A 20,087-nucleotide genomic window follows, 5' to 3' on the forward strand; every position below is an offset into this window, starting at 1 on the left:
GTTCCGGCGATTCCGAAACAAGTTGTTAACGCGCTTGCCAAATGGCGGCTCCGGTGCTGTGTACTTTGCTGCGGTACGGCATGCATCGTGTGCGGCACGACGTCATGCGTTGCGTGGTCGGCGCGCTGCCCGGTCGTGTGGTGATGTGACGGCCGCGGCGTGCGGCATGTGTCTGCATGCCGTGCCGCGACTCTTTATTTGATCGCGAAGTGGAATGGCTGATTGATGGCCCCGTCGCATGAGCACCATGATGACAAACTTTCGTCCGTCGAATTGTTAACCAACTTTAAACACGGGAAGCGGCGGAATGCGACGCGGCACGCGAAGGGCGTGCCGCATCGTACGGAAGAGGTAACGCGAGCGGGTCGTGCGCGGCGAGGGTGCCGCGCAGCGCAGTGAATCAGCCGGCCTTGCGCGTGCCGATGTCGCGCAGGTTGGCCGGGACGACCGGGCGGAAGCGCTCGCGCTTCTGTTCGTCGTCGAAGTGCTGGAGCGCGGGCTTGATCAGGTCGCTGCGCGACACGATGCCGGTGATGCGCATCGATTGCTCGTCGGCAACGACAGGCAGGCGCTCGAGTCCGAGCATTGCGAGCCGCGACGCGACGACGCGGCAGGTTTCGTGTGCCTGAGCGACGGCAGGCGCGCGGTTGACGAACGCGCCCGAGATCGGCGTGTCGGCCGTGGCCTGTGCGCGCTGCGCGTCGAGCGTCGCGCGATCGACGAGACCGAGCAGGCGGCCGTTCTGCACGACCGGGTACGCACGGTGCGACTGCTTCGCGCCGAAGTACTGCGACTCGACGGTCGCGAGCGTCGCTGCGCCGTCGATCGCGACGAGCAGGTCGGCCGACGTCATCACTTCGCCGATGTCATGCCGCTCGAGCGGATCGACGCCGTACTCGCGATAGATGTGATAGCCGCGGCGCGCGATCTTCTCCGTCATGATCGAGCGCTTCATCACGATGGTCGCGAAACCGTGCGCGACGAGCGTCGCCGCGAGCAGCGGCAGCAGCGCGTTGGCGTCGTGCGTGAGGCCGAACGCGAACACGATCGCGGTCAGCGGCGCACCGAGCGTCGCGCCGAGCGTCGCGGCCATGCACACGAGCGGCCACAGCGCCGGGTCGCCGCCCGGCAGCATCGGCGACAGCACCGTGCCGAGCCCGGCGCCGAGCATCAGCAGCGGGGCGAGTACGCCGCCCGACGTGCCCGAGCCGAGCGCGATCACCCACATCACGGCCTTCACGATCAGTAGCGCGAGCGCGATCTTCAATGCGATGTGCTGATGAAGCAGGTCGCCGATCACGTCGTAGCCGACGCCGAGCGCGCGCGGCTCGAGCCAGCCGCCGATGCCGATCACGATCGCACCGAGCGCGGGCCACCACATCCAGTGCACCGGCAGCTTCGCGAAGGTGTCCTCGACGCGGTACAGCGCCGCCGACAGGCCGCACGCGAGCATGCCCGACAGCAGGCCCGCGACGATGCACGACAGCAGCGCGACGGGCGTCGGTGCGGCCGTGGTCAGCGGAAACAGCGGATCGACGCCGAAGAACACGGCGCGGGCGAAACCGGCCACCGCGCAGGCGAGCGCGACCGGCAGGAAACTGCGCGGACGCCATTCGAACAGCAGCAGTTCGACCGCGAGCAGCACGGCGGCGACCGGCGTGCCGAACACGGCCGTCATGCCGGCGGCCGCACCGGCGACGAGCAGCGTCTTGCGCTCGGCTGCGGTCACGTGCACGCACTGCGCGATCAGCGAGCCGAGCGCGCCGCCCGTCATGATGATCGGGCCTTCGGCGCCGAACGGGCCGCCGCTGCCGATCACGACGCCGGACGACAGCGGCTTCAGGATCGCGACCTTCGGCGACATGCGGCTCTTGCCGAACAGGATCGCCTCGATCGCTTCGGGAATGCCGTGGCCGCGGATCTTTTCCGAACCGAAGCGCGCCATCATCCCGACGATCAGCCCGCCGATCACCGGGATCACGATCACCCATGCGCCGAGTGTGTTGTTCGCCGGCGAACGGTCGACGAACGAGAACTGCTGGAAGAAGAACAGGTTCGTGAACAGGTGGATCAGGCTCAACAGCACGAATGCGGCAAGCGTGCTGAGCAGGCCGATCCCGGCGGCGAGCAACGCGATCCTGGGCAGGCGGTCGTTGGTCGCGAAATCGCGTTTGTGTGGTGCGTTCATCGGAGTGGAAAGGGCAAGGGTCAGTAATCGATCTGGGGAACCTGGAACGCGTCCTTGAGCGACTTCAGCTCGGCGCGATGCATGGCCGCGAGACGCGCGAGCAGCGTTTCGCCGGCGTGCTCGAGGTGAACCTCGACCTGCCGGCGATCCGCTTCGCTCGTCTTGCGCTTCACGAGGCCGAGCGCTTCGCAGCGCGTGACCAGCGCGACGACGCCGTGATGCTGCGCCTGCAGGCGTTCCGCGAGTTCGCCGATGGTTGCCCATTCGCGATGCGGATAGCCCTTGATGTGCAGCAGCAGCAGGTATTGCAGCGGCGTCACGCCTTCGCTTTGCGCGGCGCGTTCGGAGAAGCGCTCGAAGCGGCGCATCTGGTAGCGGAACTCGGACAGTTGCTGGAAATCGCTTTTCGCCAGCGCGCGTCGGGTATCGTTCATCGGGAGCGGTCGGACAGTCAGTTTCGGTAGCGAGAAATATATCACAACATGATATAAATGGCCGAATTCGGGCGGATGGAATGCCTTCCGCGTTGCGCCGGCCGTTACATGGCGTTACGTGCGCCGCATGCGTTACGCGGCCTCGAGCATTTGCGTCTGCCGATACAGGCCCGTGACGAGATCCGTCTGCGTAATGATCCCGACGAGCCGGCGCGATGCATCGACGACCGGAATGTGGTGGTGCCCCGAATGCGTAAACAGCGGGACGAGCGCCGTGATCGGCATCGTTTCCGGCACGCACGCGACGTCGCGCGTCATCACGGTGGCGACGCTCGCCGGCTGGCCGCCGAACGATTGCGGCAGCCGAGCGGACAGGCGTTGCCACAGCGGGGTCGGACGGCGCAGCTGGCGCGTGAGGTCGGCGCGCGTGACGATGCCGGTCAGGCGGCCTTCGCCGTCGACGACGGGCAGCGCCTTCACGCGATGGCGGTCGAGCAGCGTGAGCGCGGCCGTGACCGACGTCGACGGCGCGACTTCGATGGCATTCTTCGTCATCAGGTCGGCGCACGAGAGCTGGCCGAACGTGCGCGTATAGGCCTGCATCTCGGTTTCGCGCAGCAGCGCTTCGAGATCGTCCGGATCGACGTCGAGCCATTCGCCGCGGCGCTTCAGCACCGCGTCGAGGTCGCCGCGCGTGAAGCCGCCGCGCGCCGGTGCGGCGCCGCCTGCCTGCGGTTTCGCGTCAGGACGCACGCCGCCGTGCGGATAGCGGTGCCCGGTCAGCGCGTGATAGGCAAGCGCGGCGGACAGCAGGATGGCCGATTGCAGCGCGATCGGTTCCAGCACGAAGCTGAACCCGAGCGAATGGATTGCCGGGCCGCCGACCACGGCCGTGAGCGCAACGGCGCCCGACGGCGGGTGCACGCAGCGCAGCACGAACATGCCGCCGATCGCGCACGCGATCGCGACCGCGGCGGCCGTGATCGGATCGGCGATCCATTGTGCGCACGCGACACCGACCGTGGCCGCGACGAGATTGCCGCCGATGATCGACCACGGCTGCGCGAGCGGGCTCGCCGGCACCGCGAACAGCAGCACGGCCGACGCCCCCATCGGCGCGACGAGCAGCGGCACGAGGCCCGGCACGCCGGGTAGCAGCCGCATCGTTACGCCGACCGTCGCGATGCCGACGAGCGCGCCCGTGCATGAGCGCAGGCGTTCACGCCAGCCCAGCGACATCGGATGGGGAATGAAGCTGTGCAGCCATTGCCGCAACGTGCGGCGCGACGAAGGGGAGCCTGACGACATGGACGGTAAGCGGTAAAGATGACAGCGCGGATGCGCGCGGCGACAAGCGGCGAATTATATCGCGTTGTGATACAAATTGTCGCACCGCATCAAGCCGTTGCATACGCGCGACGGACATGTCTTGCAAAAAGCTTTCATCCGATGAAAGTTTGCAGGCCGGACAAACGCGCAAATTTGTCTGCAGCGGCGTACAATTCGGGCCACTGAATCCCCCGTCATGCCAGAACCACGTACGCGATGCCCGCTCTCCCGCCTTTCCCCCGGCACGGTGATCGAATTGACGTGGTTCGCGGCTGCGTTCCGTTTTCTACCTGACGCGAGCGCTGCCGACGCCTCCCCACTGACTCTCCCCAAGCCAATTCAATGGACATGCTCGAAAACATGCGCCTGTTTGTGCGCGTTGTCGAAGCCGGCAGTTTTACTGCGGTCGCAAAGGAAATCGACGCGACCACCGCGCAGGTGTCGCGCGCGGTATCGAACCTCGAAGCGCACGTACAGACGCGGCTGCTGCATCGCACGACGCGCCACCTCGGCCTTACCGAAAGCGGCGAACGCTACTTCGAGCGCGCGAAATCGATCCTCGCGGAAATCGACTACGCGAACGCGGAGGCGCGCAACGCCCTGCTGCGGCCGAGCGGCAAGATGCGCATCCATGCGATGACGGGGCTCGGGCAGAGTCATGTCGTGTCGTCGATCGTCCGCTACCAGGAGGACAACCCCGACGTGTCGGTCGAGTTGACGCTCGCCCAGCGGATGCCGAATCTCGTCGAGGAGGGCTACGACGTGTCGATCGTGACGGCGTCGCAGTTGCCCGATTCGGGCTATGTCGCGCAGACCTGCGGCACGAGCTGCAGCGTGCTCGTCGCGTCGCGCGAATACCTGGCGCGCCACGGCACGCCGCAGTCGCCCGACGAATTGCCGAACCACGTGTGCCTGCGCCTCGATACGCCCGCCTCGCCGGCCAGCGAATGGCGGCTCGAGCGCAGCGATGGCGAGGAGGCCGTCTACGAGCTGCAGCCCGCGCCGTTCCAGGTCAACGTGCCGGACGCGCTGTGCGTCGCGGTGCGCGCCGGGCGCGGGATCGCGTGCGTCGCGCTGTATACGGTGCTCGACGACATCCGCGAAGGGCGGCTGATCCGCGTGCTGCCCGAGTATCGGCTGCAGACGGTGAGCGTGTACGCGGTCTACGCGACGCGCCGCTATCTCGACGCGAAGATCCGCACGTTCCTCGATCACCTGCGCACGACGCTCACGCCGGCGCTGGAGAACGACCTGCGCGAACTCGACCGGCTGACGACCGAACAGACGCCGGGCGGCCGCAAGCGCGCCTGACGATCCGCGCGGGCGCGCGTCGCCGGAAGAACCGCACGGGCCGTGGTGCTGTTCAGGCGCGCGGCGCGATGCGGATCCGCTCGAAGCGTCCCGCGAGCCACGCGTAGGCGGCGATGCCGAGCAACCCGTGCGCGGCGACGAACCATAATGCGCCGGCAAACGAGCCCGTGCTGGCGACGAAGTAGCCGATCACAAGCGGCGTGACGATCCCGGCGATGTTGCCGAGGCCGTTGAACACCCCGCCGCTCAGGCCGACCATGCCTTCCGGCGCGGTGTCGGCGAGCACGGCCCAGCCGACTGCCGCGAGCCCCTTGCCGAAGAACGCGACCGTCATCAGTGCGATCACGATCGCGTTCGACGACGCGCCGTTCGCGAGCACGAGCAGCGTCGCCATCGCCATCCCCGCGACGAACGGCGTCTTGCGCGCCTTCGACGGATGCATGCCGCGCCGGATCAGCCAGTCCGACAGCACGCCGCCGAGCACGCCGCCCGTGAAGCCGCAGAGCGCCGGCAGCGCGGCGACCCAGCCGGCTTCCATGATCGTCATCCCGCGCCCCTTGATCAGGTAGATCGGAAACCACGTGATGAAGAAGTAGGTGAGTGCCGTGATGCAGTACTGGCCGATGTAGATCGCCCACAGGTTCCGATGGCGAAACAGTTGCGACACGTCGTGCCACGACACGCGCGGCCGATGGCGCACCCGGTTCGCTTCGAGATCGACGAGTGCGCCGTGCGCGCGCAGGTAGTCGCGCTCCGCGTCGCTCACACGCGGGTGGCCGTGCGGCTCGCGATACCACGCGAACCACAGCGCGGCGAGCGCGATGCCGAGCAGCCCCATCCACAGGAACACGTGTTCCCAGCCGAGCGCGTGCGTGAGCCAGGCCATCGCGGGCGTGAACAGCACGACGGCCATGTACTGCGCGGAATTGAACAGGGCCGACGCGGTGCCGCGTTCGGCGGTCGGGAACCAGCACGCGACGATTCTCGAGTTGGCCGGGAACGCCGGCGATTCGACGAGGCCGAGCATGAAGCGCATCACGAACAGCGCGAGCGTGGCGGCCGCCCCCTGCACGGCGAGCCAGCCGACCGTCCCCTGCAGCATCGTGAAGACCGACCACAGCAGCAGGCTCAGGCCGTACACGCGCCGTGCGCCGAAGCGGTCGAGCAGCCAGCCGCCCGGGATCTGGCCGATCGCATAGGCCCATGCGAATGCGGAAAAGACGATGCCGAGCTGCACGGGCGTCAGCCCGAGGTCGTGCGCGACGCCGGTGCCGGCGATCGACATCGTCGCGCGATCCGCATAGTTGATGACGGTGACCGCGAAAATCAGCGCGAGGACCGTATAGCGGACGCGGCCGATCGTGCGTGAGGCGGCGGGTGATGCGGCGAGAGCAGCGCCGCTGGATCGATTGGGCATGCGTGTCTCCTGGCCTCCGTCGTGCGGAGGCATCCGGTGTTGTAACGGGTGGCCGCCGTGCGGCGTGCGGATCAGCTCGTGACGCTGGTCGGCGGGCGCTGGCCTGCAAAACATGCGGCAAGATTGGCGAGCACGATCCGGCCCATCGCTTCGCGCGTTTCGCGGGTCGCGCTCGCGCGGTGCGGCTGCACGACGACGCGGTCGAGTTCGAGCAGCGCGGCCGGCACGTGCGGCTCGTTCTCGAATACGTCGAGACCGGCGCCGGCGATCGTGCCGTCGGCGAGCGCGCGAATCAGCGCGGCTTCGTCGACCAGCTTGCCGCGTGCGACATTGATCAGGAATCCTTGGGGGCCGAGCGCGGCGAGCACGTCGGCCGTCACGAGCACGTTGCCGTGATCGGCCGATGCGGCGATCACGAGTATGTCGCTGTCGCGCGCGAGCGCGGCGAGGTCGGGCACGAAGCGATAGCCGCTGTCGCGATGCTCGCGCGGGCCGAAGTAGCTGACGGGCATCCGGAACGCCTGCGCGCGCTGCGCGATCGCGCGCCCGACGCGGCCGAGCCCGACGATGCCGAGCCGCTTGCCGGTCACCTGGGTCGCGAGGGGCTGGGCCGTCTTGCCCCAGCGGCCGGCGCGCACGATCCGCTCGCCAGCGCCGAGGTCGCGCAGCGTCGTCAGGATCAGCCCCATCGCCATGTCGGCGACGTCGTCGGTCAGCACGTCGGGCGTCGTCGTCACGTGGATGCCGCGCGCGCGGGCACGGTCGAGATCGACCGCGTCGGTGCCGATGCCGCTGATCGCGACGATCTCGAGCGCGGGCAGCCGGTCCATCAGCGCAGCGGACAGGCCGTTCGCGCCGCCGGTCACGACCCCGCGAATGCGCGCGGCCACGCGATCGAGCAGCGCGTCCGGTTGCCCGGCCGCATACAGCCGGTGCATCGCGTAACGGGTGGACAGTTCGGCGTCGATCGCGTCGGGGAGCGGCTGGGTGAGCAGGATGTCGATGGTCATGAAGGTCTCGGTCGTCGTGCGCGGCACGGGCCGCGCATCAGGTGCAACCGAGTATAGAAATCGTATCGATATGCGTCTAACATCAAAAGGCTATCGATTGATTCAGGAATTGGATGATTGAACTGCACCAGCTTCGCTGCTTCGTCGCGGTGGCCGAGGAACTGCATTTCGGTCGCGCGGCCCGGCGGCTCTTCATGACGCAGCCGCCGCTCAGCCGGCAGATCCAGCTGCTCGAGCATGCGCTCGGCATCGCGCTGCTCGAACGCAGCAGCCGGCAGGTCAGGCTGACCGCGGCCGGCGAGCGGTTCCTGCGCGACGCGCGGCATATTCTCGAATTCTCCGCGCGGGCCGAGCAGGCCGCGCAGCGCGTCGCGCATGGCGGGGCCGGCCGCATCACGCTCGGCTTCACGGCGGTCAGCGCGTACCGGATGATCCCGATGCTGTTGGCGCACGCCGCCCACGCGCTGCCGGACGTCGACATCGAATTGCGCGAGATGGTGTCGACCGTGCAGATCGATGCGCTGGCGTCGCGGATGCTCGACGCGGGCTTCGTGCGCCAGCGGGCCGCGCGCCAGCCGCTCGAATACCGGCTCGTGCAGCGCGAGCCGATGCTGGTCGCGGTCGCGGAGGGCGCGCCGCTCGCCGCGTGCGAGCGCATCGGCCCCGACGAGCTCGACCGGCAGCCGTTCATCGCGTATTCGCCGAACGAGGGGAAATACTTCCACGACCTGATCTCGGGCCTGTTCGCGAACGCGGGGCGGCTGCCGAACTACCTGCACTACGTGGGGCAGACGCACACGATTCTCGGCCTCGTGCGCGCGGGGCTCGGTGCCGCACTCGTGCCGGCGTCGGCGCGCGAGCTGCACGTCGACGGCGTGGTATTCCGGCCGCTGGCGGGCGCCGACGTGGCGGCCGAGCTGTATCTCGCATGGCGCGCGGACAACGACAACCCGGCGCTGCCGGTGTTCAACGCGATGGTCGAGCAATTCCTGCCGGGAAGCGCGGACGACGGACGCGCGTGAATGCCGGCGGCGGGGCGCGGTAAGCGCCGGCCTCGCGTCGATAAGTCGGTTGTCTGACGATTGGCGGGGTGGCCCGTCGACAGCGGGATACCCCATTCGCGGACGCTTCAACCTCCTCGTAACGCCTTTCCTGATGCGGGTTAAGGCGATTTTCACCGTATTTCCTGTTGCTCGACGCGGGGAAACCCTCATTTCGGATTCATCGGTCGTCGTATTACTGTATCGATACACTAAATCGATACAGTCGCGCTGAGATGCGCACAAGCAAAGGAGACGGCCCATGAATACCCTGACCCGGCGGCGCTTTCTGCAGACGGCGTCCGTCGCCACGCTCGCGGCCGCAGGCGGCTTGCCCGGCGTGGCGCGCGCGCAGCCCGTGGTGACGCTGCGCTGCTCGTCGTCGATGCCGGCCGACCAGAACGCCGCGCACTACGTGTGGTACGAGCGTCTGGCGGCGAACCTGAAGGCGAGCGTCGGCGACGCGATCCGCGTCGACTACTTTCCGAACAGCCAGCTCGGCAAGGAGAGCGACGTCGCGCAGCAGGTCAAGATCGGGGCGATCGACATGATGATCGCGGGCTCGTCGATCTGGGCGACGGTGGCGCCGGAACTCGGGATGCTCGATCTCGGCTATCTGTTCGACAGCTATGCGCATGTCGCGAAGGTGCTTGACGGCTCGGTCGGTGCAAGCCTGAACACGCTGCTGCAAAAGCGTGCGGGCTGCTCGGTGCTGACCTGGGGCTCGCATTTCGGCGGGCGCTGCGTCTTCACGAAGCAACCCGTGCTTGCGTTGCAGGGGCTGAAGGGCACGAAGCTGCGCGTGCTGCCGACGCCGGCGTTCATGGACACCTTCAAGGCGATGGGGGCGGTCCCGACGCCGATTCCGTTCGGCGAGCTGTACATGGCCGTGCAGACGGGCGTCGTCGACGGGCTCGAGCACGATCCGGCCACGGTGCTTGCGAGCAAGTTCGACGAAGTGGTGAAGTCGTGCTGGCAATCGCATCACGTGTTTGCCGCGATGACCGTCGTGATGGGGCGGCGCGCGCTCGACCGGATTCCGGCGAACCTGCGCCCCGCGTTCGATCGGGCGGTGGCCGACGCCACCGCGCAGCAGCGCGCGATTGCCGCACAGAAGGCCGACCAGGCCGAGCAGGCGCTGAAGCAGCGCGGCATGAGCTTCCATCCGATGGCGGCGGCCGAACGCGAGGCGGTGCGGCAGACGATGCACGACCGGCTCTATACGGCATTCGCCCGGCAGTATCCGGCGACCGCGTCGCTGTTTCCGGCGATTGCCGCCGCGCGGAGCTGAACGATGGAGACCTGTTCCGTTTCGGGCGCCGCGGCGGCGCCTGGCGCCGGCCTTCCGGCACGCCGTGTCGCACGCGTGCTGGACGCGATGCTGCGCGCGATCGAATACGTGTCCGCGGCGGTGCTGGCCGTCGATGTCCTCGTCGTGTTCGTCTCGGTCGTGTGCCGCTATTTCCTGCACGATCCGCTCGACTGGACCGAGGAGGTCGCGAGCGCGCTGATGATCGTGCTGGTGTTCTTCGGTGCGGCGACGGTGCTCGGGCGCAGCCAGCACGTCGGCATCGACCTGTTTCGCGGCTGGTTCCCGGCCCGCTGGCAGGGCGCGCTCGTGCAGATCGGCCACTGGATCGTCGCGGCCGTCTCGCTGAACCTGCTGGTGTCGTCGTGCCAGTTGCTGGCCGATTCGTACGACCAGTTGACGCCGGGTGGCCTGCCGGGCTGGATCAACGTGTACCCGATGATGTTCGGCGCGCTGTTCATGACCGTGTTCGCGCTCGCGAACGCGCTCGACGCGCCGCGCCGACGCGTGGTCGGCACGCTCGCGTGCTGCGCGGGATTCGCGGCCGCGCTGTACGGATGGAATGCGCTGGTGCCGGCGCACGCGATCGCACCAGGCATGCTGCTGGTCGCCGGTTTCGTCGGCGGGCTCGTGCTGGGCGTGCCGATCGGTTTCGTGCTCGCGTTTTCGGCGCTGCTGTATTTCCTGGCCGACCCGACACTGCCGCTGCTCGTCTACTCGCAGCAGGTCATGGCCGGTGCCGATCACTTCGTGCTGCTCGCCGTGCCGTTCTTCGTGCTGGCCGGGCTGCTGATGGAGTCGAACGGCATGTCCGCGCGGCTCGTCGAGTTGCTGCTGCGGATCTTCGGGCGCGTGCGCGGTGGGCTCGGGCTGATCGTGATTCTCGCGACAGCGTGCTTTTCCGGCGTATCGGGCTCCAAGCTCGCCGACATCGCCGCAGTGGGCGGCGTCGTGATGCCGGCCGTGCGCCGCGCGCGCCAGGATCCCGACGAAACGGCCGCGCTGCTCGCGTGCAGCGCGGTGATGGCCGAGACCATCCCGCCCTGCGTGAACATGATCATCATGGGTTTCGTCGCGAACATCTCGATTGCCGGGTTGTTCGTCGCGGGCATCGTGCCGGCCGCGGTGCTGGCTGCGTCGCTCGCGGTGGTCACGGTGATCACCGGGCGCAGGATCGACGTCTCGACGGTGTTCACGGAACGCCGCGCGTGGCTGCCGCTCGCGGGCGGCGCGCTGGTCGCGCTGGTGATGGTCGCGATGATCGGCAAGGGCGTGACGTCGGGGATCGCGACGTCGACCGAGGTGTCCGCGTTCGCGGTGGTCTATGCGCTGGTGGCGGGCTGGCTCGCGTTTCGCGAGCTGACCTGGCGTGTGGTCGGGCGCGTGTTCGTGCGTGCCGCGTCGATGGCCGGCGGTATCCTGTTCATCGTGGCCGCGGCGTCGAGTGTGTCGTTCGCGCTGTCGATCGAGCAGATTCCGGCGCTGGTCTCGGGCACAATGACCGCGTTCGCCCATCAGTATGGCGCGACGATGTTCCTGCTGCTCGCGGCACTGGTCATGGTCGTGTTCGGCGCGGTGCTCGAGGGGGCGCCGGCGCTGATCATCTTCGGGCCGCTGCTTGCGCCGATCGCGCTGCAGCTCGGTATCAACCCGCTGCATTTCGGCACGGTCGTGGTGGTGGCGATGGGGCTGGGCCTGTTCGCACCGCCGGTCGGACTCGGGCTGTTCACGACCTGCGCGATCACGGGCACCGACGTCCGGCACGTTGCGCGGCCGATGGTGAAATATCTGCTGGTGCTGGTTGCCGCCCTCGTGGCGCTGATTCTGGTGCCGGCGTTTTCGTTGTGGCTGCCGGCCCATTTCGGCCTGTAGCCGTTTTTGATAGCAAGACGACATGAGTACGATTCAGGACGTGGCCCGTCATGCGGCCGTTTCGGTCAGCACAGTTTCGAACGTGCTCAACGGCCGTACCGACCAGATGAAGCAGGAAACGCTCGAACGCGTGAAGGCCGCGATGGAAGTGCTGCAGTACCGGCCCAGCACGCTGGCGCGCCAGCTCAAGACGGGGCAGACGCCGCTCGTCGGGCTGCTGGTGCCGTCGATGGCGAACCCGATGTACGGCTACATCGCGCGCGAGGTCGAGGCCTGCGCGCAGGAACGGTACGGGCATCGCGTGCTGATCGGCAATACCTATCGCGATGCGAAGAAGGAAGCGGCGTTCTTCGACGACCTGTTCGCGCATGGCGTGCGGCGCGTGATCGTGATCTCGTCGCTGGCCGACGAAAGCCACCTCGAGCGCGCGGCCGAGCGCGGGATGACGGTCGTGAGCTACGACCGCCGCGCGACGCCCGGCGAGCTGTCGAAGGTCGATCACGTCACGGCCGACAACGAGGCCGCCGCGCGGCTCGCGACGCGTTGCCTCGTCGACGCGGGACACCGGCGGCTCGCGTTCGCGACGGTCGCCGGCATGACCGTGAGCCGCAGCGACAAGATCCGCGGCTTTCTCGCGACGGCGCGCGACGCGGGCGTCGAGGCGCACGCACGGGTGCTCGACGGCGGTCCCGCGAACGAATACGGCGACGCCGTGATCGTCGACGTGGGGCGCGCGCTGGGCGTCGCGCTGGCCGCCGATCCGGCGCGGCCGACCGGCATCGTCGCGGTCAACGACCTGTTCGCGCTTGGCCTGATGGCCGGGTTGCGCGACGGCGGCCTGCGCGTGCCGGACGATGTATCGGTCGTCGGGATGGACGGTCATTTCCTGTCGGCGATTTCCAATCCGGCGCTGACCACGGTGCAGTTGCCCGTCACCGAGATGGCGGAGGAAATGGTGCGGCGCGTGATGCGGGCGGATGGCGACACGCCGCCGGCGAGCGAGCCGCACGTGTTCTCCGGTGTGACCCTCATCGAGCGCGCCTCGGTGGCATCGCCGCCGCAAGCGGACGATTCGCACGGAGGGGCAGCATGACGCGCGTCTTCGTCACGCATCCGACGGGGATGCTCGACCACTATTTCGGCGCGAAGGCGCTGCGTGCGCTGCAGGCGATCGCGGACGTCACGTGCAATCCGCTCGATCGCGAGCTGGGCACGGACGAACTGGTCGCGGCCGCGCAGGGTTGCGACGCGATGATCGCGTACCGGCAGACGCCCGCGCCGCGGGCGCTGTTCGCCGGGCTGCCGGCCCTTGCGGCGTTCCTGCGCTGCGCGGTCGATATTCGCACCGTCGATGTCGACGCGGCGAGCGCGTTCGGCGTGCTGGTCACGCAGGCGAGCCCCGGCTTCGCGCCGGCGGTCGCCGAGTGGACGATCGGCGTGATGATCGATCTCGCGCGCGGTATCGGCCGCTATGCATCGGCCTATCACGACGGGATGCCGCTGGCGCCGCAGATGGGGCGCGAATTGCGCGGCAGCACGCTCGGCCTGATCGGTTACGGGCAGATCGCGCGCCATCTGGCGCCGATCGCGACGGCGCTCGGGATGCGCGTGCTCGTCAGCGATCCGTATGTGCGCGTCGACGCGCCGACGCTCGAACAAGTCGAATTCGCGGCGCTGTTGCACGCGGCCGATTTCGTCGTGTGCCTCGCACCGGCGACACCGGCCACCGCGAACCTGATCGATGCGGGCGCGTTCGCGACCATGAAGCCGGGCGCGTATTTCATCAACGCGTCGCGCGGCGAGCTGGTCGACGAGCGGGCACTGTCCGACGCGCTCGACACGGGCCGGCTCGCCGGCTGTGCACTCGACGTCGGGCGCGCCGCGGACCAGATGCCGACGCCCGCGCTCGCCGCGCATCCACGGGTGATCGCGACACCGCACGTCGGCGGCCTGACGCTGCCCGCGGTCGAGCACCAGGCGCTGGAGACGGTCGATCAGCTCGCCGTGCTGCTCGACGGAAGCGTGCCGCGCGGCGCCGTCAACGCGGTACAGGCAACGCGGCTGGCGCGCTGGCGCACGGCGCGCGCAGATGCCGGGCCGGGCGCGCGATGAGACACGATGCGGCCACCGGGCGGCCGTCCGACGCGTGCGATTGCCACATCCACATCTATGACGATGCCTATCCGCTCGCGCCGACGGCGACGTTCCGTCCGCCGCACGCGCCGGTGGATGCGTATCGCCGGGTGCAGCAGACGCTCGGCCTGGCCCGCGTCGTGATCGTGCAGCCGACCGGCTATGGTGTCGACAACCGTTGCCTGCTCGACGCACTGGCCGCGTTCGGCCAGCAGGCGCGCGGTGTCGCGACGTTGCCGGCCGACGTGCCGGATGCCGAGCTCGCGCGGTTGCACGTGGCGGGCGTGCGCGGTGTCCGGTTCATGATGTTGGCGGGCGGGCTGGCGCGGTGGGACGAACTGGAGCGGGTGGCCGCGCGGATCGGGCCGCTTGGCTGGCACGTCGACCTGCAGCTCGACGGCCGGACGTTGCCCGACGTATTGCCGTTGCTGTCCTCGCTACCGGCGCGCGTCGTGATCGATCACACGGGCAAGTTCCTGACGCCCGTCGCGCCCGACGCACATGCGTTTCTCGCGCTGCGGCGCCTGCTCGACCGTGGTCATGCGTGGGTGAAACTGTCCGCGCCGTACGAGACGTCGCGCTCGGGCGCGCCCGGTTACGACGATGTCGCGCGTCTCGCCGCCGTGCTGGCGCGCAACCATCCGTCGCGTTGCGTATGGGGCAGCAACTGGCCGCACCCGAACGCGTCGCCGGTCCCCGACGATATGGCCTTGCTCGGCTGGCTGGACGACTGCACGGCGGACGACGCGATCACCCGTGCGATTCTGGCCGACAATCCGGCCGTGCTTTACGGATTCTGAGCCGGCACCCGGCACGGTGCTGCGCGTGACAAGCTTTCAATCCGGAAGCTTGCGCGTGCGATGACAAGCATTCCTGACCGAGCACGACCGGTCGCAGTCCTGCGAATCCTTACCGTACTGAAAGCTGCTTCGCTGCCGGTGTTCCAACGGAGGAACGCAGCCGTTCGCTGCACTGCGACAACTGCTTGACGCTGCATGCCGGTCGGCGCAGGATACGTCCGTGCATTTGGAGCGGGACGCGCCGGCCGCGCGGTTCCTGCACCCGCGATACGCAGAAGAACAACGATGAGCCTTTACGCACTCGTACCGGAATACCGGCCCCGCGTTTGTCGGCCCGCCGGAACAACGCTTCTCCCGACGCCCGTCGCGTCACGTATCCGTCATCCCGTTTCGTACCGTGCATCGGTACACGTTCCCGTTCGCGCGCGAGCCGCGACGATGCATGACGCCTGTCTGCATCGCATCGCCGCGCCGTCCGCCACGCCTCATCACCGCATCCTGACCGGCGCCTACACCGGCGTCTCGTGACGCCCGTCGCGCCCATCCTTGTATTGCGCCGCCGGCTTGTCTGGCTGCCAGGCGGCACCGAAGTCCGAAGCATTTCGATTGAGCTTGAAAAAGGCAAACGCAAGCAGTTCGGTTCGAGGTTCAAGGAGAAAAACTCATGTCGCAGCTTTCGAATGAAGAAGCAAACGGCAGTTCGGGGAGTAACAAGGTCAAGCTGATCAAGTGGGCGATCATCGTCGCCGGCGTCGCGATCGTGGCACCGGCCGCGCTGTTCATCCTGAAGGGGGTGATCGCGCTGGTCGCGGCAGGTGTGATCGGCCTTGGCGCGATCTATCTGGCGCCGGTCGTCGCAATGAAGTTCGCGAACCAGAAGGTGAAGATGATCGTCCAGGAGGCGCAGGCCAATCCGATCGAGACGCTGATCAACCAGCTCGCGGAAAAGCGCCAGGCGGCACAGAAGTTCGCGGACAGCATCACCGCGTTTCGTACCGAGGTGAAGAACTTCGAGAGCAAGACGGAACTGTTCGAGAAGCAGTATCCGGACGACGCGCCGCGCTTCCGGCAGCAGCTCGACACGATGAAGCAACTGCTCTCGTTCCGCGAGGGGCGTTACAAGCAGGTGCAGGCCGAGCTGAAGAATTTCGCATCGGCGATCGACCGCGCGAAGGCGATGTGGGACATGTCGCAGGCCGCACAGCAGATGAACAAGCTCGCGGGCAAGCAGGCGTCCGACACGTTCGAGCAGATCAAGACCGACGTGGCCGTCGATTCGGTGATGCGCTCGGTCAACAAGGCGTTCTCCGAAATGGAGACGTCGCTGATGGATAACCCCGAGGTCAAGCAGGCGCAGCAGCAGGCGGTGATGAACGCCCCCCGCGCGCCCGGGCTCGATACGGCGAACCCCGCGCAGTTGCCGTCGAAACAACAATAACTTCCTGCAGGCACGCAACCATGAAAAAACTTCTTGGCGCCATCGCGTTTCTGGTAGTGCTCGTCGGCGTATGGATCGTGCATCAGGGCGGCCTGTCGACGCTGATGCCCGCGCATGACGCGTCGCAGGCCTCGACATCCGCGCAAAGTGGCGACACGAGCCAGCCCGCGCAGCCGTCGCCGTCGGTCAACGTGCTGCCGGCCGGCTTCACGCCGCAGGCCAGCACGCTGAAATCGATTGCCGAAAACGGCCTCGTGCGAGTCTCGGTGCAGAACCCGAGCGAGCCGTTCTTCGGCGAGGACAAGGGCGCGCCGCACGGCTTCAACGTCGAATTCGCGCGGCTGCTGTTCGCCGATCCGTCGTTCTCGCACGGCGGCAAGCCGGTCACCGTCGATACGCGTCACGAGGTCGACACGTACCCGGGTGTGCCGAAGCAGCTGCTCGATACGGACGCGAAGGGGAATCACGTGGTCGACGTGGCCATGGACGGGCTGACGTTCCCGGACAACACGCCGGCGGGCGTCGTCTACTCGGTGCCGTACGTCGACGATTTCGGTTATTCGCTGATCGTGCGGCAAGGCTCCGCGATCCGAACGACCGACGATCTCGCGGGCAAGACGGTCGGCATCCTGAAAGGCGACCCGGATGTGCGCGCGTTCGTCACGCGCCAGTATCCGAACGTGAAGTTCGTCGAAGTCGACGATTCCGATCCGGCGTTCATCGCGAAGAGCCTCGACGGCCATACGGTCGATGCGTTCATCTACGACTATCCGTTCGCGGTCAGCTCGATCAAGGGCACCGACCTGAAGTTCGCGGTGACCAAGCTCGATGGCTCGAACATCGCGTACAAGATCGGCGTGCGCGCCGACGACCAGGATCTGCTGATCTACCTGAACGCCGCGATCGCGAAGCTCAAGCAGTCGCCGCAGTATCTCGACCTGCTGCGCAAGTATTTCGTCAGCGACCAGGCGGTGACGACCGCGGCCGCGTCGGGCGAACACACGTACGTGGTGAAGGCGGGCGACACGCTGAACCTGATCGCGGCGAGCAAGCTCGGCAGCGGCCAGCGCTATCGCGAGATTCAACGCCGCAACAACCTCGCGAACCCGAACCTGATCCTGGCGGGCCAGCATCTGGTGATTCCGGTGCGGTAACGGCGGCGTGAAGGGAAGGTGGGAGCAGGGTCTTGAAAGACTGCGCGCGGCCCGGCGGAGGTGATCCGCCGGGCCGCGCGCTTTTCTGCGTCAATGCGTGATCGACAGGAACAGGTAAGCCGCGAACAGCGACAGGTGCACGACGCCGTGCAGCACTGTCGTGCGTCCCTGGCTGAGCGTCAGCGTGCTGACCAGCAGCGTCAGCGACAGCAGCACGGTTTCCATCGGGCCAATGCCGAGCGTGAGCGGCTGGCCGACCCAGATGAACACGGCCGCGACGGTCGGAATCGTGAGCCCGATGCTCGCGAGCGCCGAACCGAGCGCCAGGTTCATGCTGGTCTGCAGCCGATTCGCGCGCGCGGCGGTGACGGCCGCGAGCCCTTCCGGCAACAGCACGAGCGCGGCGATCACGATACCGACCGCGGCTTCGGGCGCACCGAGCTGCATCACGGCATGCTCGACGGCCGGCGACAGCAGCTTCGCGAGCAGCACGACCGCGACGAGGCTCGCGAACAGCAGCAGCATGCTGATCAGCGCGGTGCGGCTGCTCGGCGGCGCTGCGTGCACCGATTCGTTCGCGCTGTCGTGCGCGGTGAGGAAGTAGTCGCGGTGACGCACGGTCTGCACGAACACGAATGCGCCGTACAGCACGAGCGACGCCACGCCGGCGAACGCGAGCTGCGATTTCGAAAAGAACGGGCCCGGTGCGGCGTTCAGGTAGTTCGGCATCACGAGCGACAGCACCGACAGCGACGCCAGCACCGCGAGCGCCTTGCTGGCGCCGCGCCCCTGGAAGTCCTGTTCGCCGTGCTTCCACGCGCCGACCAGCAGGCAGAGGCCGACGATGCCGTTGCAGATGATCATCACGGCGGCGAACACGGTGTCGCGGGCGAGGCCCGATTTCTCGGGGCCCGCGCCGAGCATCACCGACACGATCAACGCGACTTCGATGACGGTCACGGCGACCGCGAGCACGAGCGTGCCGAACGGTTCGCCGACGCGGTGCGCGACGACTTCGGCATGGTGAACGGCGGCGAACACGGCGCCGGCGAGTGCGGCGGCGAACACCGCGATGACGAGGCCTTCGGCCGGCACGACGCGCGACAGCGCGAGGACCAGCCATGCGGCAAGCGGGGCCACGAGGGTCCAGCGCGGGAGCTGGTTGGACGAGAGCGGCATGGAGGGTTTCCTTATGCGAGTGGCGGCGCGCGACGCGCCGTCACGGGTTGACGAAGCCCGGCCGTACTATCCGCCGAACGAGGACGATGAAACCTGGGGTGGCAGCACGCAACGGCTGCCCTGGGTTCGCCGCCGTGAGGCGGCGAGGGGCGCGGGCGGGCCGGAGCCCGTCGCTGGGTGAAACGGTTCGATGCGGCCGGCCGCAAACGGCGCGGCGCGCCCGCGTGACGACGCGCGGGCCGGAGGCTCAGTTCCGACCCCGAAAGGGCGGCCGGCGATGGACGGCGGTGGCGGCGTGACACGCGGTTTCCCCCTGAAATCCGGCGGTTTGTCGAATTTTATCAGGCGTTCGGGGGGCACTATCTCATATTCGAACGCTTTCATTGACCTTTCGGTTTGCAAAAAGTGCCCGAATCTTTCAATTTTTTGTCTTTGCAGTTTCCGTAACGGTCTCTTGCACGACAAATTCGGGCTCGCCCTGACATAAATCTACCGACCGGTCGGTTTATAATCGCTCGCACCTCCACTTCATGACGGATCGCAAGCGATGGCTGTTTCTTCTGCACATTCGGTGAACTCGGGCGCGCTGGCGCCGTCGGCCGTCGTCGGCGTGATCGGCGCCGGCGCGATGGGCGCGGGCATTGCGCAGGTCGCGGCGGCGGCCGGCCATACGGTGCTGCTGTACGACCTGAACGAAGCGGCCTGCGACAAGGCGCTGGCCGGCATCCGCGCGCAGTTCGCGCGGCTCGCGGAGAAAGGCCGGCTCGCACCGGACCAGGCGGACGCGGCCGGCGCCCGGATCCGCGCCGTGCGTGACCTGGCCGAGTTCGCGGGCGCCGCGCTGATCGTCGAAGCAGCGGCCGAGCGGCTCGACGTGAAGCGCGAGATCTTCGCGACGCTCGAACGCCACGTCGACGACGCGTGCGTGCTAGCGACCAACACGTCGTCGATCTCGATCACGTCGATCGCGGCCGGGCTGCGCGTGCCGCAGCGCGTTGCCGGCCTGCATTTCTTCAACCCGGCGCCGCTGATGGCGCTCGTCGAGGTGGTCAGCGGGCTCGCGACCGCGCCCGAAATCGCGCAGGGGCTGGTGGCGACCGCAGCCGCGTGGGGCAAGCAGCCCGTGATGGCGAAATCGACACCGGGCTTCATCGTGAACCGCGTCGCGCGGCCGTATTACGCGGAGGCGCTGCGCGTGCTGAACGAGCAGGGCGGCGCGCCGGCATCGATCGACGCGGTGATGCGCGAGGCCGGCGGCTTCCGGATGGGGCCGTTCGAGCTGATGGACCTGATCGGCCACGACGTGAACTTCGCGGTGACCGAATCGGTGTTCCGCGCGTACTTCAACGATCCGCAGACCGCGCTTCACCAGCGTTTCAGCCAGCACGCGTGCGTTCTCGACCACCTTCTCCTGGTATGCCTTGAACTCCGGCGACAGCGCTTCCTTGAACGCCACCGCCTTGCCTGCGATCA

Annotated in this window: 15 protein-coding genes and 2 pseudogenes; 10 read left to right on the plus strand and 7 right to left on the minus strand. The window is 67.8% G+C overall.

The window, feature by feature from the left end; genetic code table 11:
- Positions 1–400 precede the first annotated feature (400 nt).
- From G3N61_RS24025 to G3N61_RS24035, 3 genes are all read right to left on the minus strand, one after another.
- Positions 401–2,188: a chloride channel protein gene (locus tag G3N61_RS24025; RefSeq protein WP_205823761.1), complete on the minus strand. Its 1,788-nt coding sequence runs from the start codon at positions 2,186–2,188 to the stop codon at positions 401–403.
- Positions 2,189–2,208: 20 nt separating this feature from the next.
- The gene (locus G3N61_RS24030) at positions 2,209–2,622 is read right to left on the minus strand and encodes a helix-turn-helix domain-containing protein (RefSeq protein ID WP_011354907.1); all 414 of its coding nucleotides are present in this window, start codon (positions 2,620–2,622) and stop codon (positions 2,209–2,211) included.
- Positions 2,623–2,754: 132 nt separating this feature from the next.
- Positions 2,755–3,930 (minus strand): HPP family protein, encoded by a 1,176-nt coding sequence (locus G3N61_RS24035; RefSeq protein ID WP_205823762.1) that lies wholly within the window; start codon positions 3,928–3,930, stop codon positions 2,755–2,757.
- 363 nt (positions 3,931–4,293) lie between these two features.
- Here G3N61_RS24035 and G3N61_RS24040 point away from each other — a divergent pair, with 363 nt between their 5' ends.
- The gene (locus tag G3N61_RS24040; RefSeq protein ID WP_043184393.1) at positions 4,294–5,262 is read left to right on the plus strand and encodes a LysR family transcriptional regulator; all 969 of its coding nucleotides are present in this window, start codon (positions 4,294–4,296) and stop codon (positions 5,260–5,262) included.
- Positions 5,263–5,314: 52 nt separating this feature from the next.
- Here the strand turns inward: G3N61_RS24040 and G3N61_RS24045 are convergent, their stop codons facing one another.
- Both G3N61_RS24045 and G3N61_RS24050 read right to left on the minus strand, forming a co-directional pair.
- Positions 5,315–6,679: an MFS transporter gene (locus G3N61_RS24045; protein ID WP_089452741.1), complete on the minus strand. Its 1,365-nt coding sequence runs from the start codon at positions 6,677–6,679 to the stop codon at positions 5,315–5,317.
- Positions 6,680–6,750: 71 nt separating this feature from the next.
- Positions 6,751–7,689 carry a 2-hydroxyacid dehydrogenase gene (locus G3N61_RS24050; protein WP_205823763.1) on the minus strand — a complete coding sequence of 313 codons (939 nt, stop codon included), beginning with the start codon at positions 7,687–7,689 and terminating at the stop codon, positions 6,751–6,753.
- 113 nt (positions 7,690–7,802) lie between these two features.
- Here G3N61_RS24050 and G3N61_RS24055 point away from each other — a divergent pair, with 113 nt between their 5' ends.
- The 8 genes from G3N61_RS24055 to G3N61_RS24090 all read left to right on the plus strand — a co-directional run bounded on the left by G3N61_RS24055 (position 7,803) and on the right by G3N61_RS24090 (position 17,435).
- Positions 7,803–8,711, plus strand: a complete 909-nt coding sequence (locus G3N61_RS24055; RefSeq protein WP_043184397.1) for a LysR substrate-binding domain-containing protein — start codon at positions 7,803–7,805, stop codon at positions 8,709–8,711.
- A 280-nt stretch (positions 8,712–8,991) separates the two neighbouring features.
- Positions 8,992–10,020, plus strand: coding sequence for a TRAP transporter substrate-binding protein (locus G3N61_RS24060; protein WP_205823764.1), 1,029 nt, complete (start codon positions 8,992–8,994; stop codon positions 10,018–10,020).
- Positions 10,021–10,023: 3 nt separating this feature from the next.
- Positions 10,024–11,910, plus strand: a complete 1,887-nt coding sequence (locus G3N61_RS24065; RefSeq protein ID WP_089452744.1) for a TRAP transporter large permease subunit — start codon at positions 10,024–10,026, stop codon at positions 11,908–11,910.
- Between the two features lie 22 nt (positions 11,911–11,932).
- Entirely contained in the window at positions 11,933–13,003 is a 1,071-nt protein-coding gene (locus tag G3N61_RS24070) for a LacI family DNA-binding transcriptional regulator (protein WP_205823765.1), read from the plus strand.
- Positions 13,000–14,022 (plus strand): NAD(P)-dependent oxidoreductase, encoded by a 1,023-nt coding sequence (locus tag G3N61_RS24075; protein WP_205823766.1) that lies wholly within the window; start codon positions 13,000–13,002, stop codon positions 14,020–14,022. Before G3N61_RS24070 ends, G3N61_RS24075 begins: the two co-directional genes overlap by 4 nt.
- The gene (locus G3N61_RS24080) at positions 14,019–14,843 is read left to right on the plus strand and encodes an amidohydrolase family protein (RefSeq protein WP_205823767.1); all 825 of its coding nucleotides are present in this window, start codon (positions 14,019–14,021) and stop codon (positions 14,841–14,843) included. Before G3N61_RS24075 ends, G3N61_RS24080 begins: the two co-directional genes overlap by 4 nt.
- Positions 14,844–15,507: 664 nt before the next feature.
- Positions 15,508–16,281: a hypothetical protein gene (locus G3N61_RS24085; protein ID WP_043184408.1), complete on the plus strand. Its 774-nt coding sequence runs from the start codon at positions 15,508–15,510 to the stop codon at positions 16,279–16,281.
- Between the two features lie 20 nt (positions 16,282–16,301).
- Positions 16,302–17,435: a transporter substrate-binding domain-containing protein gene (locus G3N61_RS24090; protein WP_205823768.1), complete on the plus strand. Its 1,134-nt coding sequence runs from the start codon at positions 16,302–16,304 to the stop codon at positions 17,433–17,435.
- Between the two features lie 90 nt (positions 17,436–17,525).
- Here the strand turns inward: G3N61_RS24090 and G3N61_RS24095 are convergent, their stop codons facing one another.
- Entirely contained in the window at positions 17,526–18,614 is a 1,089-nt protein-coding gene (locus tag G3N61_RS24095; protein WP_043184413.1) for an ionic transporter y4hA, read from the minus strand.
- Positions 18,615–19,161: 547 nt separating this feature from the next.
- On the opposite strand from G3N61_RS24095, the pseudogene G3N61_RS24100 reads away from it, so the two are divergent.
- A pseudogene (locus G3N61_RS24100) lies at positions 19,162–19,968 on the plus strand (3-hydroxyacyl-CoA dehydrogenase NAD-binding domain-containing protein); the annotation flags it as partial.
- Between the two features lie 48 nt (positions 19,969–20,016).
- Here the strand turns inward: G3N61_RS24100 and G3N61_RS40305 are convergent.
- Positions 20,017–20,070, minus strand: a pseudogene (locus tag G3N61_RS40305) (hypothetical protein); the annotation flags it as partial.
- Positions 20,071–20,087 lie beyond the last annotated feature (17 nt).

Source organism: Burkholderia sp. Ac-20349, from assembly GCF_017104865.1.
GTDB classification, from domain to species: domain Bacteria; phylum Pseudomonadota; class Gammaproteobacteria; order Burkholderiales; family Burkholderiaceae; genus Burkholderia; species Burkholderia aenigmatica.

Bases quoted from the DNA above. Each gene is read 5' to 3' on its own strand.
- G3N61_RS24050 (WP_205823763.1), bottom strand. From the start codon at position 7,689: ATGACCATCGACATCCTGCTCACCCAGCCGCTCCCCGACGCGATCGAC.
- G3N61_RS24045 (WP_089452741.1), bottom strand. From the start codon at position 6,679: ATGCCCAATCGATCCAGCGGCGCTGCTCTCGCCGCATCACCCGCCGCC.
- G3N61_RS24025 (WP_205823761.1), bottom strand. From the start codon at position 2,188: ATGAACGCACCACACAAACGCGATTTCGCGACCAACGACCGCCTGCCC.
- G3N61_RS24065 (WP_089452744.1), top strand. From the start codon at position 10,024: ATGGAGACCTGTTCCGTTTCGGGCGCCGCGGCGGCGCCTGGCGCCGGC.
- G3N61_RS24090 (WP_205823768.1), top strand. From the start codon at position 16,302: ATGAAAAAACTTCTTGGCGCCATCGCGTTTCTGGTAGTGCTCGTCGGC.
- G3N61_RS24085 (WP_043184408.1), top strand. From the start codon at position 15,508: ATGTCGCAGCTTTCGAATGAAGAAGCAAACGGCAGTTCGGGGAGTAAC.
- G3N61_RS24095 (WP_043184413.1), bottom strand. From the start codon at position 18,614: ATGCCGCTCTCGTCCAACCAGCTCCCGCGCTGGACCCTCGTGGCCCCG.
- G3N61_RS24035 (WP_205823762.1), bottom strand. From the start codon at position 3,930: ATGTCGTCAGGCTCCCCTTCGTCGCGCCGCACGTTGCGGCAATGGCTG.
- G3N61_RS24075 (WP_205823766.1), top strand. From the start codon at position 13,000: ATGACGCGCGTCTTCGTCACGCATCCGACGGGGATGCTCGACCACTAT.
- G3N61_RS24080 (WP_205823767.1), top strand. From the start codon at position 14,019: ATGAGACACGATGCGGCCACCGGGCGGCCGTCCGACGCGTGCGATTGC.
- G3N61_RS24055 (WP_043184397.1), top strand. From the start codon at position 7,803: ATGATTGAACTGCACCAGCTTCGCTGCTTCGTCGCGGTGGCCGAGGAA.
- G3N61_RS24040 (WP_043184393.1), top strand. From the start codon at position 4,294: ATGGACATGCTCGAAAACATGCGCCTGTTTGTGCGCGTTGTCGAAGCC.
- G3N61_RS24030 (WP_011354907.1), bottom strand. From the start codon at position 2,622: ATGAACGATACCCGACGCGCGCTGGCGAAAAGCGATTTCCAGCAACTG.
- G3N61_RS24060 (WP_205823764.1), top strand. From the start codon at position 8,992: ATGAATACCCTGACCCGGCGGCGCTTTCTGCAGACGGCGTCCGTCGCC.
- G3N61_RS24070 (WP_205823765.1), top strand. From the start codon at position 11,933: ATGAGTACGATTCAGGACGTGGCCCGTCATGCGGCCGTTTCGGTCAGC.